Origin of the sequence: Streptomyces kurssanovii, assembly GCF_040677245.1 — a bacterium.
GTDB classification, from domain to species: Bacteria; Actinomycetota; Actinomycetes; order Streptomycetales; family Streptomycetaceae; genus Streptomyces; species Streptomyces kurssanovii.
Genome location: NZ_JBFAQK010000007.1, coordinates 134,039 through 150,080 on the forward strand (window position 1 = coordinate 134,039; position 16,042 = coordinate 150,080).

Annotated in this window: 12 protein-coding genes; all 12 read right to left on the reverse strand. The window is 72.3% G+C overall.

What is annotated here, in order from left to right; genetic code table 11:
• Positions 1–21 precede the first annotated feature (21 nt).
• Positions 22–657: an HAD family acid phosphatase gene (locus AB0K36_RS08370; protein ID WP_364590089.1), complete on the reverse strand. Its 636-nt coding sequence runs from the start codon at positions 655–657 to the stop codon at positions 22–24.
• A 196-nt stretch (positions 658–853) separates the two neighbouring features.
• Positions 854–2,017, reverse strand: coding sequence for a sugar phosphate isomerase/epimerase family protein (locus AB0K36_RS08375; protein WP_364590092.1), 1,164 nt, complete (start codon positions 2,015–2,017; stop codon positions 854–856).
• Between the two features lie 49 nt (positions 2,018–2,066).
• On the reverse strand, positions 2,067–3,452 hold the full coding sequence (locus AB0K36_RS08380; protein WP_364590095.1) for an alkaline phosphatase family protein: 1,386 nt from the start codon (positions 3,450–3,452) through the stop codon (positions 2,067–2,069).
• Complete coding sequence (gene eboE, locus AB0K36_RS08385) at positions 3,449–4,618, reverse strand: metabolite traffic protein EboE (protein WP_364590098.1); 1,170 nt, start codon at positions 4,616–4,618, stop codon at positions 3,449–3,451. The genes AB0K36_RS08380 and eboE overlap by 4 nt, the downstream gene beginning before the upstream one ends.
• A gap of 12 nt (positions 4,619–4,630) precedes the next feature.
• The gene (locus tag AB0K36_RS08390) at positions 4,631–5,479 is read right to left on the reverse strand and encodes a TatD family hydrolase (protein ID WP_364590100.1); all 849 of its coding nucleotides are present in this window, start codon (positions 5,477–5,479) and stop codon (positions 4,631–4,633) included.
• Positions 5,479–6,126 (reverse strand): EboA domain-containing protein, encoded by a 648-nt coding sequence (locus AB0K36_RS08395; RefSeq protein ID WP_364590103.1) that lies wholly within the window; start codon positions 6,124–6,126, stop codon positions 5,479–5,481. The genes AB0K36_RS08390 and AB0K36_RS08395 overlap by 1 nt, the downstream gene beginning before the upstream one ends.
• The gene (locus AB0K36_RS08400) at positions 6,123–6,947 is read right to left on the reverse strand and encodes a sugar phosphate isomerase/epimerase family protein (RefSeq protein ID WP_364590245.1); all 825 of its coding nucleotides are present in this window, start codon (positions 6,945–6,947) and stop codon (positions 6,123–6,125) included. Before AB0K36_RS08400 ends, AB0K36_RS08395 begins: the two co-directional genes overlap by 4 nt.
• A gap of 590 nt (positions 6,948–7,537) precedes the next feature.
• Positions 7,538–8,599: a UbiA family prenyltransferase gene (locus AB0K36_RS08405; RefSeq protein WP_364590106.1), complete on the reverse strand. Its 1,062-nt coding sequence runs from the start codon at positions 8,597–8,599 to the stop codon at positions 7,538–7,540.
• A complete protein-coding gene (locus AB0K36_RS08410) occupies positions 8,596–9,714 on the reverse strand; it encodes an inositol-3-phosphate synthase (RefSeq protein WP_364590109.1) in 1,119 nt (372 codons plus the stop codon). The genes AB0K36_RS08405 and AB0K36_RS08410 overlap by 4 nt, the downstream gene beginning before the upstream one ends.
• Positions 9,715–9,821: 107 nt before the next feature.
• On the reverse strand, positions 9,822–13,517 hold the full coding sequence (locus tag AB0K36_RS08415) for a ThuA domain-containing protein (protein WP_364590112.1): 3,696 nt from the start codon (positions 13,515–13,517) through the stop codon (positions 9,822–9,824).
• A 240-nt stretch (positions 13,518–13,757) separates the two neighbouring features.
• Complete coding sequence (locus tag AB0K36_RS08420; protein ID WP_189464538.1) at positions 13,758–14,765, reverse strand: sugar phosphate isomerase/epimerase family protein; 1,008 nt, start codon at positions 14,763–14,765, stop codon at positions 13,758–13,760.
• A gap of 40 nt (positions 14,766–14,805) precedes the next feature.
• On the reverse strand, positions 14,806–16,020 hold the full coding sequence (locus AB0K36_RS08425; RefSeq protein WP_364590116.1) for a Gfo/Idh/MocA family protein: 1,215 nt from the start codon (positions 16,018–16,020) through the stop codon (positions 14,806–14,808).
• Between the last annotated feature and the right edge of the window lie 22 nt (positions 16,021–16,042).

Consider the following 16,042-nt stretch of genomic DNA (forward strand, 5'->3'; position numbering starts at 1 on the left):
ACGAGGTGTCTGCCCGAGGACCTACGACAACTGGCCGTCGTAGTCGGGGAGCTTGAACGTCCGCTCCGCGTGCCCGCCGACGAGGTCGGTGGTGTTGTTGCCGATGTTGGCGATGATCGTGTAGCCCTTGGCCTCGATCTCCGCGCGCTTCTCCGTCTTGTAGGCGCTGACCTCGCCGAAGAGGTCCGGCAGGTCGCGGACGTAGAGTCCGTCGACCGGGTAGCCCGTCTGCTTCAGGTTCCAGTCGGTGAGCGAGTGGATGATGCCGGGGCGGGCGGTCACGAAGAAGACGGCGACGCCACGGGAGTCGGCGTAGCGGGCGAGCTCGCGCATCTCCTGGATGGCAGGGGTGGGCAGCTTCCAGAACGGGTGGAAGTGCGTCTCCAGCGAGGTGTTGTCGATGTCGAGGACGATGGCCTGCTTCTCGCCGGCCGCGTCGGCGGTGCGTTCCTCGATGTAGGGGCGGGCCTTGGCGACGACCGCGGCGACGTCGCGCCGCCAGGTGTCGTAGTCGACGCTCTGCGCCTGTACCTGTGCCTGGGCGGGTGCGGCGGTGGTCGTGGCGGCGTGTGCGGTCGTGGCGGGGACGGCCACGGTGAAGGCCACGGCGAGGGCGCCGGCGGCCGCGCCGGCCGTGCGGGTGCTGCGTGCATGCATGGGGGGTCTCCTGGGTTTTCGGGCAGCTCGAGGAGTGCCGTCCGCCCTCACGGGGCGGACGGTTTGACATGCTCGCGCTTAATGATGGCCGGGAGACGACATTCTCACTACTGGTCGGTAGCGTCTTTCTGCGACGGTTCCGGACGTGACCGTTCCGCCGGAGCGCCCGGCGCACCGGCGGAACGGTGACGCGCCGTCAGTGCCGGGCGCGCAGCGCCGCGAGGTTCTCGTAGCTCTTGCGGGCGACCTCGAGGGACTGCCCCGGAACCGTCGAGCTGGGCGCGCCGTCGTGCTCGATCATCGGGTTGTGGTAGTTCTTCGCCCCCACCCGCCGGAAGAACCTGCGGTAGTCGATGTCGCCCTCGCCGAACGTCACCATGTCGTAGCCCTGGCCGTTCTGGGTGTTGACCGTGCCGTCCTTGGCGTGGAACAGCGGGTAGCGCACGTTGTGGCGGACCACCAGACCGGCCGGGTCGAAGACCTGCTCCACCGTGGAGCCGTCGTGGGCGGTGTACGTGTGGAACTTGTACTGCGCCACGTGCGCCCAGTAGATGTCCATCTCCAGCCAGACGTCGCGCGGGTCGGTCACCTCCAGGAAGTACTCGAGCTTGCGGATGCCGGAACTGCGGGTCGGCCGGCCCTGGGCGTCCAGCGGGCCGCCGTCGAGCAGGAACCCGTACGCCGAGTCGTGGTTGTGGGTGTAGAGCTTGATGCCCTCGCGGCGGGCGATGGCGCCCAGCGCGTTCCACTTCTCCGCGGCGACGTCCCAGTCGGCGCGGTAGGAGCTGCCGGTCGGGTCACCGCCGGTGCCCATGTGGCCCATGCCGAGGATGTTGGCGATCTCCAGATGGCGCTTGAAGGTGTCGAGGTCCGACGGGGTCAGCGGCCAGGAGCCGGGGATGAAGCCGTGGTTGCCCTGCGCCGTCAGCCCGTACTCGTCCAGCCAGGACCGCATGAGCTTCGCGCCCTCGACGGTCTCCAGGTTCGCGCCGCCCGGGGCGTTCGCGTGCTGGCGGTAGCCGGCGAACTCGACCTGCTTGTAGCCGTAGCGGGACAGCTGCCGGAAGACCTCGCGGAAGCCCGACGGCAGATCCGTGGACAGCGGGTCGCGGCCGGTCGCGTCACGGACGGTGTAGAGGATGATGCCGCGCTTGTGGGGCGGGACCAGAGCGGAACGGCCGTGGTCCTCGGCTCTGTCGTCCGCCGTGTCCACGGCCAGGGCCGGCGAGGCTCCGAGGACGGGGGCGGCGATCGCCGCGGCAGCGGCGGCGGTGCAGGTGCTGAGGAAACGGCGGCGGCTGACGCCGAGCGAGCGGCGCAGGCTGTCGCCGGTGACGGAATCGTCGTTGAACGCGGTCACGATGATCTCTCTTTCCTTCACGGGGTGCGGACGCGTGACGGTCGCCGCCTCAGTCGAGGCCGGCGAGCCGCAGCAGCAGGGACTTCACATCGGTGGCCGCTACGCGGCCGGTGACGGCGCGGGGGGTGGAGCACAGGAGGAGCGGACCTTCTTCGTCGCTCGCGGGGAGGCGGCCGTGGCTGCCGCGGATGGGTGACGGGTCGAGCGGCACGACCGCGAGGCGGTAGCGCATGCCGAGCTTCTTGCGGGCCACGGCCTTGGCGGCCTTGAGCCGTACGTAGGGGTCGTGCGGGTCCATGAACAGCTCGACGGGGTCGTAGCCCGGCTTGCGGTGGATCTCGACGAGCTGCGCGAAGTCGGGGGCGCGGTCGTCGTCGAGCCAGTAGTAGTACGTGAACCAGGCGTCGGGTTCGGCGACCGCGACCAGCTCGCCGGAGCGGGGATGGTCGAGCCCGTGGGCCTTCTTGCCCTCGTCGTCGAGGAGTTCACCGAGCCCCGGCAGCCCGTCGAGCGCCTCACGGACGGCGTCGAGGTCCTCGGGGCGGCGCACATAGACGTGGGCGAGCTGGTGGTCGGCGACGGCGAACGCGCGGGACGTCATCGGGTCGAGGTACTCCATGCCGTCCTGGGTGTGGACCTCCAGCAGACCGGCCCGGCGCAGCGCCCGGTTGATGTCGACGGGACGGCTGACCCGGGTGATGCCGTACTCCGACAGGGCGACCACCGTGCGGCCCTCACGCTCGGCGTCGTCGAGCAGCGGGCCGATGACGGCGTCGAGGTCCGCGGCGGCCCGCAGCGAGCGGGGGTCGTCGGGGCCGTAGCGCTGGAGGTCGTAGTCCAGGTGCGGCAGGTAGCACAGGGTCAGGTCGGGACGGCGGGTGCGCATGATGTGGCGGGTGGCGTCGGCGATCCACCGGCTGGAGACGATGTCGGCACCCGGGCCCCAGAAGTGGAAGAGGGGGAACGTGCCGAACTTCTCGGTGAGTTCGTCGTGGAGGGCCGGTGGGCGGGTGTAGCAGTCCGGTTCCTTGCGGCCGTCGGCGTAGTAGACGGGCCGGGGGGTGACGGTGATGTCGGTGTCGGCGCCCATCGCGTACCACCAGCAGATGTTGGCGACCGTGTAGCCGGGGTGGGCACGGCGGGCCGCGTCCCAGATCTTGTCGCCCGCCACCAGACCGTTGTGCTGGCGCCACAGCAGGACGTCGCCGAGTTCGCGGAAGTACCAGCCGTTGGCGACGATGCCGTGCTCGGACGGGAGGACGCCGGTCAGGAACGTCGACTGGGCCGCGCAGGTGACGGCCGGCAGCACGGTGGTCAGGTTGGCCTGCGAGCCGGCGGCGGCGAGCGCCTTGAGGCGGGGCATGTGGTCCAGCAGCCTCGGCGTGAGGCCGACCACGTCCAGGACCAGCAGCGGGGTGGGGCGCGTGTCGCTCATGGCAGTTCCTTGAGGCCGAGGTCGGTCAGCAGGTCGCGGGCCAGGGTGAGTTCGGCGGCGATGCCGTCGGCGAGCTGACCGCGGGTGCGGGGCCGCAGCTCCGGCGGGAGGGCCTGCCAGGTGTACGTCTCGACCTCGAGGTGGCGGGTCCGCGGCTCCGGGCCGCCCACGAGACGGGTCAGGGTGTCCTCGAGGACGGGCAGCGTCGAGGTGAGCGGCTCGGCGGGCGGCGCGTGCAGGGGGACGTGGAAGTGCGCCCGCCAGGGCCCGCCGTCCGGGAGCGCGCCGCCGGCGACGGCCTGGTCCAGGTCGTCCGTCCCGCGCAAACCGGCGGCGGTGAGGGTACGGGTCTGGTGCAGGAAACGCGGCTCCGCGAAGGCGGCCAGCGCCTCGCGTACTTCCGGCAGGTGCGGATGCTCCGCGTGCAGCGCGGCGGACAGCTGCGCCTTCGGAACGGTGACGCCTGCCGCGGCGAGAGCGGCGAGGGCGGATTCCGGGTCCTCGAAGGAGGTGGCGAGATGGCAGGTGTCGACGCAGACGCCGATCCGGTCGCCCGGGACGGCGGTGAGCGGGCCGATCGCGTCGGCGGTGGTCTCCACCGTGCAGCCGGGTTCCGGTTCCAGGGCGACCCGGACGGACTTGCCGGTCAGCTCCTCGAGGGCGTCGAGCCGCTCGGCGAGGGTGGTCAGCGCGGTGCGGGCGGTGGCGGCGGCCTCCTCGTCGAAGCCGGTGCGCCAGGCGAGCGGGAGGGTGGAGATGGTGCCCTCGGTGACGTCGTCGGGCAGCAGCGCCGCGAGGAGCCGGGCGAGGTCGGTGGTGTGGGTCAGGCGTGCGGGGTCGGTCCAGTCCGGTGTGTAGACGCGGTACTTGACCTCTTCCGCGCCGAAGCCCTCGTACGGGAAGCCGTTGAGTGTGACGACCTCGAGGCCCCGCCGCTCCAGCTCGGCGCGCAGTCCCCGCAGTGCCGCAGGATCGGTGACGAGGGCGCGGGCGGCGTCCCTCGCGAGCCACAGGCCGATGCCGAGCCGGTCCCGGCCGAGGCGCTTGCGCACCGGCTCGCAGTGGTCACGCAGTTGCGCGAGGACGCCCTCCAGGGTTTCCGCGGGGTGGACGTTGGTGCAGTAGGAGAGGTGGACGGTCGAGCCGTCGGGGTGACGGAAGCGCATCCTCGGCTCCCCTCATTCCCCGCCGCGGAGGATGGAGTTGCCCTCGTGCAGGCCCTCCGGCTCCGGGATGTCGAGCTGGAGGCGGCCGCTGAGCCCGTAGAAGGCCACCGGGTTGCGCCACAGGACCTGGTCGACGTCGTCCTCGGTGAAGCCGGCAGCGAGCATGGCGTCGCCGACCTTCCGGGTCTTCAGCGGGTCGCTCCTGCCCCAGTCGGCGGCGGAGTTGACGAGCACCTTCTCCGTCCCGTGGTCCCGCAGGATCGTGACCATGCGGTCCTCGTCCATCTTGGTGTCCGGGTAGATGGAGAAACCGAGCCAGCAGCCGCTGTCGGCGGCATGCTTCACGGTCGTCTCGTTGAGGTGGTCGAGGAGGACCCGCTCGGTGGGCAGGTTCGACTCGCGGATCACGTCGACGGTGCGGTGCAGGCCGGCGAGCTTGTCGCGGTGCGGGGTGTGGACCAGGGCGGGCAGGCCGTGGTCGGCGGCCATCTGGAGCTGGGCGGCGAGCGCCGTGTCCTCCGCGGGGGTCATCGAGTCGTAGCCGATCTCGCCGACCGCGACGACCGAGTCCTTGACGAGATAGCGGGGCAGCGCGTCGAGGACGGGCGTGCAGCGGGGGTCGTTGGCCTCCTTGGGGTTGAGCGCGATGGTGCAGTGGTGGGCTATGCCGTACTGGGCAGCGCGGAACGGCTCCCAGCCGAGCAGGGCGTCGAAGTAGTCGAAGAAGCTCGCCGGGGAGGTGCGGGGCTGGCCGAGCCAGAACGACGGCTCGACGAGGGCGCGCACACCGGCGGCGTACATGGCCTCGTAGTCGTCGGTGGTGCGGGACGTCATGTGGATGTGGGGGTCGAAGATGCGCATCACAGCTCCTGGGGCCGCTGGGGCTTCTCGCCGGTCAGGGTCAGCACGCGGTGGAGATCATGGGGGATGTCGCGGCCGGCCGCGGTGCGCTCGGCGGCGTAGTCGGTGAGCATGCGGGCGAGTTCGCCGTCGCCGCGGGCCCGCCGTTCGAGGTCGGCGACGTCGTCGAGGGGCACACCGGTGAACAGGCACTTGAGCACGGCGTGCCGCCAGGCGTGCGGGTCGAGGTGGGCGGCGGCGTAGGGGCCGACGGCGGCCGAGACGAGCCGGGTGTCGTTGGTGCGCAGGGCGTCGTCGAGCAGATGCACGGCGTGAGGTCCTTGGACGAGGGACGGCAACGCCTGGAGCACGGCGCGGCGTTCGGCGGCACTGCCCTGCTGGTAGAGCCGGGTCAGGGTGTCGATGCCCGCACGCGCCTGGGTGAGCAGCAGGGTGCGGACGGCGTCCGCGTTGTCCTGCCCGCACTGGCGGCCGGCGGCGGCGAACCGCAGTTCCCAGGTGTGCGAGGTGTACGGGGAAGGCGGCGTCGGCGGCGCCTGGGCGGCGCGGGCGGCCTCGGCGAGCGCTTCGCCGAGCCAGGCGCGGGCCGTGTCGTCGGCCAGCCGGGCCTCGACGTCCTTACGGGTCCAGGGCGCGGTCTGCGTCACGATGCCGGTGCTCCCTTCGCGACGGCGGTACGGAGGAACTCGATGGACCGGCGGGCCAGTTCGGGGCCCGCGTGGGAGTGGCGGGGCAGTTCGACGACGGTCAGACCCTGGTAGCCGGTGGCGGCGAGGGCGTCGAGCACGGGCGGGAAGTCGATCTCGCCGTCGCCGAAGGGCAGATGTTCGTGGACGCCGCGCCGCATGTCCTCGATCTGGACGTGCCGCAGCCAGGGACCGGCCGCGCGGACGCAGTCCGCGGGCGGCTCGGGCTCCAGGCACTGGCAGTGGCCGATGTCGAGGGTGAGGCCGAGGGGTGCGGGGTTGCCGAGGGAGGTGCGCAGCTGATGGAAGCCGGCGAGGTTCTCCAGGAGGTGGCCGGGCTCGGGTTCGACGGCGACGGGGACGCCGGCGAAGGCGGCGGCGTCGAGCACGGGCAGGATCGCCTCCTCCAGCCGCTTCCACGCGGTGTCCGCGTCGGTGCCGGGCGGAGTGATGCCGCTGAAGCAGTGCACGGCGTGCGCGCCGAGGTCCGCCGCCACCTTGACGGCGGTGACCAGCAGCCGGGTGCGGGCGGCGCGTGCTTCTGGGTCGGGGTCGAGGAGCGACGGGCCGTGCTTGCGACGCGGGTCGAGTACGTATCGGGCGCCCGTCTCGACCGTGGCGGTGAGACCGAGTTCGCCGAGCCGGCGGGCGACGTGGCCGGTGCGCGCGGCGAGTCCGGGGGCGAGGGGGTCGAGGTGCATGTGGTCGAGGGTGAGCCCGACCCCGTCGTATCCGAGGTCGGCGAGCAGCCCGAGTGCGTCGTCGAGCCGGAGGTCCGTCAGCCCGTTGGTGCCATAGCCGAACCGGAGCCGATCGCCGGCCGCGCCGGCGTCGGACCGGGCGTCGGGGGCCGGGCCGGTACCGGGGCCGATGCCCGGGCCGGTCCGGGCGTCCCGGCCCGTGCGAGCGTCCGGGCCGGTGCGCGTGTCCGGGCCCGTGCGGGTGCCGGTGGCGGCACCACCGGCCGTGCCGGTACCGGTGCGGTCGTCCGGACCCGGGCGGCCGGCGGGGCTTCCAGGGCGGGTACCGGGGTCGGCACCGCTCGCCGGGCTTCCCGGGCGGCTGCCCGAGCCGGAGCGGGAGTCCCGGCTCGTGCGGGTGCCGGCGGCCGTGCCGGTACCGGTACCGGTGCGGGTGTCCGGGCCGGAACGGGTGTCCGGGCCGGAACGGGTGTCCGGGCTCGTGCGGGCGTCCGGGCCAGTGCCGGTGGCCAGGTTTCCCTGGCCGGCCGGACCGGCGTCGCCGGCAGCTCCCGTTCCCCGGCGGGTGCCGGTGGCCGGGCCGGTACCGGGGCGGGTGTCCGGGCCGGAACGGGCGGCCCGGCCCGGGTGGGTGCCGCTCGCCGGGTCCGGTTCCGGGATGGGGTCGGGGCTCATGTCGGGCTCACCTTCCGTGCGAGCTTGCGGGCGAGCGGTACGAGGCCCATCACCGCGAGGCCGGTGAGGCCCGCCCCGGAGCGGGCCGCGAGGGCGGCCTGGAGCGGGATCATGGCGCGGATTCCGCCGCCGACGGCGCGCTGGGTCAACGGCGGGGACGGGTTGAGCGCGGCGTGGAGGTAGGGGACGGCGGCGGTACGGGCGTACGCGGCGGCGAGCGCCACGGCGGCGGCCGGCGCAGCCGTCCCGCGAGGCCGCGCGGCGAAGGCGGCGACCGCGCCGGTCGCCGCGAGCGCGGCGAGCGGGGCGCGGGTCGAGCCGCCCTGCGTCTCGTTGCGGGACACGGTGGTGACGGCGTACGTGTGCGCGGCCAGCACCGCGGCTGCGGGCGCGGCGGCGCGGACGGACCCTCCGCCGCGCCCTGCCCGGAACCGGTGACGGGCCGCGGCGGACGCCGCCCCCCGTGCCGTCCGCGCGGTGGACGACGACCCGGCGGTCGCGGCAGCGGTCGCGGCGGCCCGCCGGGTCCCTCGTACCGCCGTGTCCGGCCGTGCCGCCACCACGCCACCGCCCGCAACCGCGCCGCCGCCCGCCGCCGGGCGGCCGCCCGCGGACAACGTTGCCGCCGCGCCCAGCAGCAGGTCCAGACCGCGGGCCGCGGCCATCGCCGCCGGGCCGGCCTTCGTGTGCTTGAGGTGGAGGTCGTACGCCCAGACCGTCGCCGAGAGCGCCGTCGCCACGGCGAGGGCGGGGCGGCCGGCGCGGGCGGCGAGGCCGAGGCCCGCCGCCGTCAGTGCTCCGGCCGCGCCCAGGGCGGCACGAGGAGAGATCCGTCCGGACGGGATCGGGCGGTGGGGCCGGTCGATCGCGTCCTCGTCGCGGTCGGACCAGTCGTTGAGCGCCATGCCCGCCTCGTACAGGCAGAGCGAGGCGCCCACGGCGAGCGCCGTGCCGCGGTTGGGCCGCGCTCCGGCCGACGCAGCCCCCGCGAGGGCGTCACCGGGCACGGTGAACAGGGCGGACACCCGCAGCAGTTCGGCCCAGTCGCGCGGCCTCACCCGGCCTCCCGCAGACGGTCCGCGAAGCCGAGGAGGGCGGCGAACTGCTCCGAGAGGCCCGCCGGTCCGCCGTCCGGGTCCTTGAAGTAGAAGCCCAGTTCGGGCAGCGGCCCGGACAGGCCCGCCTCGTGGGCCCGGGCCAGCAGCCGGGCCAGGTCCAGGACCAGCGGTGCGGCCAGTGCGGAGTCGCAGCCCTGCCAGATGGTCTGGAGGATCATCCTCGACCCGAGGAAGCCCTCGAAGGCGATGTGGTCCCAGGCGGTCTTCCAGTCGCCGAGCGCGGGGACGTCGTCGATGTGGACCTCGCCCTGCGGTGTGTGCCCGAGGGTGTCGGCGAGGACGCGTTCCTTGCCGGCGTTCTTCGCCGCCGCGGCGGCGGGGTCGGCCAGGGCCGCCCCGTCCCCGCCGCCGAGCAGGTTGGTGCCCGACCAGGCCCGTACGTCCAGGGCCCGCTGCACGAACATCGGGGCGAGCACAGCCCGCAGCAGTGTCTGGCCGGTCTTGCCGTCGCGGCCGGCGTGGGGAAGTCCACTGGCCGCGACGGCGTCGGTGAGGGCGTCGGTGCGCAGCCCGGTGGAGGGGGTGAAGTTGACGTAGGGGCAGCCGGCCCGCACGGCGGCGGCCGCGTAGAGGGAGCTGGGCGGCAGCCGCAGGGCGCCCGGTTCGGGCAGCGGCTCGGTGGAGGAGACGCCTACGACCACGACACGGGCGAGGCTGTTGCGTGTGCGGAAGTCGTCGATGTCGGCGGCGAAGGCGGTGATGAGTTCCTCGTCGCCGCGGGTGTCGCCGGCGCCCGGTCCGCCGGGCCGTATCCCGGCGTCGGCGGCGGCCAGTTCGGCCCGCACCGCGGAGGCGAGCCCGTGCGGCAGGACGCCCGCTTCCGTGAGGTGTTCCGCGCGCTTGGGCAGCGGGCAGTGGGCGGTGTCGTGTCCGCCGAAGACGAGGGAGGACAGGGGTGGCAGCCCGGCCCCGGCGAAGGCCGGGGTCTCTGTGACCATGCCGGTCGGCGGGTGCAGCCCGGCGGTGACCGCCGCGCATCCGGCGACGGCTGTGGTGGCCACTGAGCCGCGTGCTCCGACGAACCAGACTCCGGTGCGTGCATTCCCGTCTGTCACGGGCTGCCTCCCTGCCAGTCGATGTTCCGATGTGGTGGAGGACGGCGGGCGGGGGGTACGGCGCCTCCCCGCCCGCCGCCGGCAAATGGGCGGCCCTGGCCTGCGGCCTAGGAGGGCAGCTCCTTCAGCTGGATGTCCCGGAAGGACACCTGGTCGTCGGCCCCGTGGTTCTGGATGCCGATGTAGCCGTCCTTGAGGCTGCGGACCGGGTCGGTGTTGGTGAAGTCGTTGATCTTCACTCCGTTGAGGAAGACCCGCAGACGCTCTCCCTCGACCCGGATCTCGTAGCTGTTCCACTGACCGGGCAGCTTCAGCGCCTGGTCACGGGCCTGGAGGTCGGCCGACTTGAAGCCGTAGACCGCGCCGGTGGTGCGGTCGGCGGCGTCGGTGGCGTCGATCTGGACCTCGTAGCCGTTGTTGACGGCGGACCACGGGTCGTCGGAGGCCGGGAAGCCCACGAACACGCCGGAGTTGTCGTCGCCTTCCATCTTCCAGTCGAGCTTCAGCGAGTACGAGCCGAGTTCCTTGGCCTGGTACCACAGCATGCCCATGCCGCCCTCGGTGCGCAGTTCGCCGTCGACGACGTTGAACTTGCCCGGCCCGGCCTGCTTCCAGCCCTCGAGGGTCTCGCCGTTGAAGATGGTCCGGTAGCCGGTCCGCGGCTTGCAGTCGGCCGTCACCTGGCCGGTCGCGTACTTCAGCCCGCCGAGGAGGTGCTGACGGAAGGCCGGCTCGGTGTAGGACTCCTTGGTGTGGCCGCCGCCGGTGTAGAAGGCGCGGCCGCCCTCGTAGGTCTGGCACCAGGCGATCGGGTGGTCGCCCTTCATGGTGCCGCCCTGGTAGGTGGTCTCGTCGAGGGTGGCGAGGACGCGGGCCTGCTCACGCGGGTTGGTGCGGTAGTTGTACCACTCGTCGGTGCGCTCCCAGGGGCCGTCGATGTGCGAGGTGGCCGGGTGGTCGTGGTCCTCGACGCGGACGGTGGCGGGCTGGATGTGCGGGTGGGAGGCGAAGTAGGCGCCGACGAGGCCGCCGTAGAACTCCCAGTCGTACTCGGTGTCGGCCGCGGCGTGGACGCCCATGTAGCCGCCGCCTGCCGTGACGTAGTCCTCGAACGCCTTCTGCTGTTCGGCGTTGAGCACGTCACCCGTGGTGGAGAGGAACACGACCGCGTCGTACTTGGCGAGGTTGGCGGCCGTGAACTGGCCGGCCGCCTCGGTGGTGTCGACGGTGATCCCGGCGGAGCCGCCGAGTTCCTTCAGGGCCGTGATGCCCGCCGGGATGGAGTCGTGGCGGAAGCCGCCGGTCTTCGAGAAGACGAGGACGCGTTCGGCGGCCTTGTCGACGGGGGTCTCGGACAGCTTGAAGTCGTCCACGTCGTACAGCGCTCCGGCGCCTCCCTTGAAGACCAGGAAGAGTTCCGTGGTCCGCTCGGGGACACCCCGCAGGGCCACGTCGATGTCCTGGAAGGTCTCCCAGCTGCCGGTGACGGGGACCGGTGCGGAGCCGAGGAGCTTGCCGGCCGCGGAGCCGGTGCGCACCTCGAGGATGCCTCCGGCGCCGCCGGAGGAGACGCGGGCGGTGAGCTTCTTGGAGCCGGTCAGGTTGTACGGCTCGAAGGAGATCCAGTCGCCGTTGTCGATGTCACCGACGGTCTTGCCGCCGTGGGCGGCCGCCTTGTCGTACGTCTTGATGCCGGACTGGCCGTCGAAGTGCTCGGCCTGCCGGTGGCGGGGCTGGAGCTGGGCCTGGTCGTGGCTGGTCAGCGCGGCCTGACCGCCGCCTCCGCCGTCGGTGTACTCGGCGTCGAGGACTCCGAAGATGTTGGCGTTGGGGTCGTGTCCGCCGTCGGCGGAGGTCTTGATGGTGCCCTCGCAGCCCTTGGCGGAGGTGATGGGGTGGCCGTGGCTGTCGTGGCCGAGGACGTAGTTCACCGTGACCTTGGTGCAGTCGATGGTGCCGTCCTCGGGATCGGTGACGGTCACCTTGAACGGGATCTCGTCGCCGAAGTCGAACAGGGCGCCCTCAGCGGGCAGTTCGAGCTTGACCTTGGGCGCCGTGTTGCCGACGACGACGTGGACGCTGGCGGAGCCGGTGCGGCCCGTCGGGTCCTTCGCCGTGACGGTCGCCGTGTAGGTGCCGTTCTTGGTGTAGTTGTGGACGGGGTTCGCCTCCGTGGAGGTGGCGCCGTCGCCGAAGTCCCAGCTGTAGGTGAGGGCGTCGCCGTCCGCGTCGGTGGTTCCGGCCGAGGAGAAGGTGACGCGCAGCGGCGCCTGGCCGGACGTCTTGTCCGCGGAGGCCTCCGCGACCGGGGAGCGGCCGCCGGTGGCGTTCTCGATGCGGTACAGGCCGGCGTTCTCGTCGCCGCCGAACCAGGCGGTGCCGTAGTCGAGGACGTACAGCGCGCCGTCCGGGCCGAAGGCCATGTCCATGATCTGGGTGCCGGTCCACGGAACGGGGTTGATCGAGCGGACCGCGCCGTCCTCGGCCGTGTCGATGCGCTTGATCCAGCGCCGGCCGAACTCTCCGGCGAAGAAGTCACCGTCGTACGCCTCGGGGAACTTCACCGGGGAGTCGAGCGCGGCGTCGTAGTGGTAGACCGGGCCGCCCATCGGGGACTCGGAGCCGCTGCCGAACTCGGGGACGGAGCCGCCGTCGTACGGGATCCAGGCCGGCTGCGCGGGCGGCAGGTCGACCAGGCCGGTGTTGTGCGGCGAGGTGTTCTTCAGGTTCGCGCAGTCGAACGTCGCACCGGAGGTCTTGGTGGCGAAGTCGTAGTCGACGTACGGGTCGTTGTCGCCGGTGCAGAACGGCCAGCCGAAGTTTCCGGGGCCGGTGACGCGGGCGAACTCGACCTGGCCGGCCGGTCCGCGCTTCGGGTCGGCGGTGCCGGCGTCGGGGCCGTAGTCGCCGACGTAGAGGACGCCGGTCTTCTTGTCGACGCTGAAGCGGAACGGGTTGCGGAAGCCCATCGCGTAGATCTCGGGGCGGGTCTTGTCCGTGCCGGGGGCGAAGAGGTTGCCCTCGGGGATGGAGTAGGAGCCGTCGGCCCCGACCTTGATGCGCAGGATCTTGCCGCGCAGGTCGTTGGTGTTGCCGGAGGTGCGGCGGGCGTCGTACGCGGGGTTGCGTCCGGGCCGGTCGTCGATGGGCGTGTAGCCGTCGGAGGCGAAGGGGTTGGAGTCGTCGCCGGTCGACAGGTAGAGGTTGCCCTCGGCGTCGAAGTCGATGTCGCCGCCGACGTGGCAGCAGATGCCGCGGGTCGCCGGAATGTCGATGATCTTCTTCTCGCTGGCGTTGTCCAGCGTGCCGTCCTCACGGAGCACGAACCGCGAGAGCCGGTTGACGCCGTCGTACTTGGCGAAGTCGGCCGCGGAGCCCTCGTTGGGGGCGTCGCCCGCGGGGGTGTCCATGTGCGGTGCGTAGTAGAGGTAAATGAAACGGTTCTGCGTGAAGTTCGGGTCCAGGCCGACGCCTTGGAGCCCCTCTTCGTCGTGCGAGTAGACGGGGACGGTGCCGACGACGCGGGTGTTGCCGGCGGCGTCCGTCATACGCAGCTCGCCGCTGCGGGAGGTGTGCAGCACACTGCGGTCGGGCAGGACGGCCAGCGACATGGGTTCGCCGGTCTCTTCACCGCCCTTGGCGAGTGTGACCTGCTGGAATTCCTCCGCGGCCGCTGCGACCGCCGTCTGGGGGTCGGCGGCGGACGCGGTGGTCGGCGCGGTGAGGGCGAGCGAGCCGGCGGCCAGGAGACCGCCGGTGAGGAGTGCGAGGGCCTTGCGGGCCCTGGGCCTTGTTCTGTGCACGAATGTCCTCCGGTAAGGCCGGTCGAACGGGGCGGTGTGCCGTGGAACCGGAGTGCGCCGTCACTCCCGAACCACCTATGTCGTGTACACGAGATGGGACCGTAGCCGGGTTGGTCCTGGACCGAAAGCCCTTGTGCAGCAGAGAAGTTGAACTTTTTCCCAGCACAGGACAAAGGCGTGTCCGGGCAGCCCTGACCGGCCCGGCGGCATTCCTCGCCACCGGGCCGTACCTGGGCGTTTCTAGCTGTCGCCGCCCGAGAAGGCGGCGTCGAACGAGGCCGACGGCGGATCGAAGTCGAAGCGCTTCAGGTCGGCAAGCGCTTGCGGAGCGCCCATCAGGCGGTCCATGCCGGCGTCTTCCCACTCCACCGAGATGGGTCCCTCGTAGCCGATCGAGCGCAGCATCCGGAACACGTCCTCCCAGGGCACGTCCCCGTGTCCGGCGGACACGAAGTCCCAGCCGCGCCGCGGGTCGCCCCACGGAAGGTGCGAACCGAGCCGCCCGTTACGCCCGTCCAGACGCTTACGGGCCTCCTTGCAGTCGACGTGGTAGATCCGGTCCCGGAAGTCGTACAGGAAGCCGACCGGGTCCAGGTCCTGCCAGACGAAGTGGCTCGGGTCGAAGTTGAGCCCGAAGGCCGGCCGGTGGCCGACCGCCTCCAGGGCGCGTTTCGTGGTCCAGTAGTCGTAGGCGATCTCGCTGGGGTGCACCTCGTGGGCGAAGCGGACGCCCTCGGCGTCGAAGACGTCGAGGATCGGGTTCCAGCGTTCGGCGAAGTCCTCGTAGCCGCGCTCGATCATCCGCTCGGGCACCGGCGGGAACATCGCGACGAGATGCCAGATCGACGAGCCGGTGAAACCGACGACGGTGTCGACCCCGAAGGCCGCGGCGGCCCGCGCGGTGTCCTTCAACTCCGCGGCGGCCCGCCGCCGTACGCCCTCCGGTTCCCCGTCGCCCCAGATCCGGGCGGGCAGGATCCCCTGATGGCGCTCGTCGATGGGGTTGTCGCAGACCGCCTGGCCGACCAGATGGTTGGACACGGCCCAGCATTTGAGGCCGTACTTCTCCAGCAGGGCGTGCCTGCCGTCGAGGTAGGACGGGTCGGCCAGGGCCTTGTCGACCTCGAAGTGGTCGCCCCAGCAGGCCAGTTCCAGACCGTCGTAGCCGAAGTCGCGGGCGAGTGAACAGACCTCCTCGAGCGGCAGATCGGCCCACTGGCCGGTGAACAGTGTGAACGGGCGTGGCATGGCGCCTCCAAACCGGGTCCTGCCGGATCTGTGCCGGCCGTCAAGCCTGTACCGCCTCCACCGCCTGTACGGGGGTGTAGACGGAGTTCTTCTGTGCGCTCTCCTCCACCGCCGCGAGCACCCGCTGGACCTGGAGCCCGTCGGCGAACGAGGGAACGGGGTCGGTGCCGGACGCGATCGCCTCGACCAGGTCGCGGGCCTGGTGCGCGAACGTGTGCTCGTAGCCGAGCGCGTGGCCCGGCGGCCACCAGGCCTCCAGATACGGGTGCTCCGCCTCCGTGACGAGGATCCTGCGGAAGCCGGCCGTGGCGGCGGGCTCGTGGTGGTCGTGGAAGGAGAGCTCGTTGAGCCGCTCGAGGTCGAACGCGAGCGAGCCCTGCTCGCCGTTGATCTCCAGCCGCAGGGCGTTCTTGCGGCCCGAGGCCATCCGGCTCGCCTCGAACGTGGCCAGCGCCCCGGACTCCAGCCTGCCGGTGAAGACGGCCGCGTCGTCGACCGTGACCGGCCCCCGCCGCGTGCCGCCCGACGCGGTCAGGCCGGCGGAGGCGCCCTGGAGCAGCGGGCGTTCCTTGACGAACGTCTCCAGCTGGGCGGAGACCCCCACCAGCGTCTCCCCCGCCAGGTACTGCGCCAGGTCGACGATGTGGGCGCCGAGGTCGCCGAGCGCCCCGGACCCCGCGTGCTCGCGCTCGAGGCGCCAGGTCAGCGGGAAGTCCGGGTCCACCAGCCAGTCCTGGAGGTAGGTCACCCGCACGTGCCGCAGGGTGCCGATCCTGCCCTCGGCGATCAGCCGGCGGGCGTAGGTGAGAGCAGGCACCCTGCGGTAGTTGAAGCCGACCATCGCCAGCTGGCCGTTCGCCCGCGCCCGGGCGGCCGCCGCGACCATGGCCTCCGCCTCGGCGACCGAGTTCGCCAGGGGCTTCTCGCACAGGACGTGCTTGCCCGCCTCCAGCGCCGCGATCGCGATCTCCGCATGGCTGTCGCCCGGTGTGCAGACGTCGACGAGTTGCACGTCGTCGCGGGCCACGAGGGCGCGCCAGTCGGTCTCCGCCGCGGCCCAGCCGTGTTTGCCGGCCGCGGCACGCACTGCGGCGGCGTCACGGCCGGCGATCGCGGCGAGGACCGGCCGCAGCGGCAGGTCGAAGACACGTCCCGCGGTGCGCCACCCCTGGGAGTGGGCGGCGCCCATGAACGCGTATCCGACCATGCCGACGCCGAGTGTCGGCGGTGCGGCCTCACTGTCCCTCTGTTGCATACGGAATCCTCCTCGTCGGAGT

Coding starts and splice junctions, on each gene's coding strand:
- AB0K36_RS08420 (WP_189464538.1), bottom strand. CDS start 14,765: ATGCCACGCCCGTTCACACTGTTCACCGGCCAGTGGGCCGATCTGCCG.
- AB0K36_RS08390 (WP_364590100.1), bottom strand. CDS start 5,479: ATGCGCATCTTCGACCCCCACATCCACATGACGTCCCGCACCACCGAC.
- AB0K36_RS08425 (WP_364590116.1), bottom strand. CDS start 16,020: ATGCAACAGAGGGACAGTGAGGCCGCACCGCCGACACTCGGCGTCGGC.
- AB0K36_RS08380 (WP_364590095.1), bottom strand. CDS start 3,452: ATGAGCGACACGCGCCCCACCCCGCTGCTGGTCCTGGACGTGGTCGGC.
- AB0K36_RS08370 (WP_364590089.1), bottom strand. CDS start 657: ATGCATGCACGCAGCACCCGCACGGCCGGCGCGGCCGCCGGCGCCCTC.
- eboE (WP_364590098.1), bottom strand. CDS start 4,618: ATGCGCTTCCGTCACCCCGACGGCTCGACCGTCCACCTCTCCTACTGC.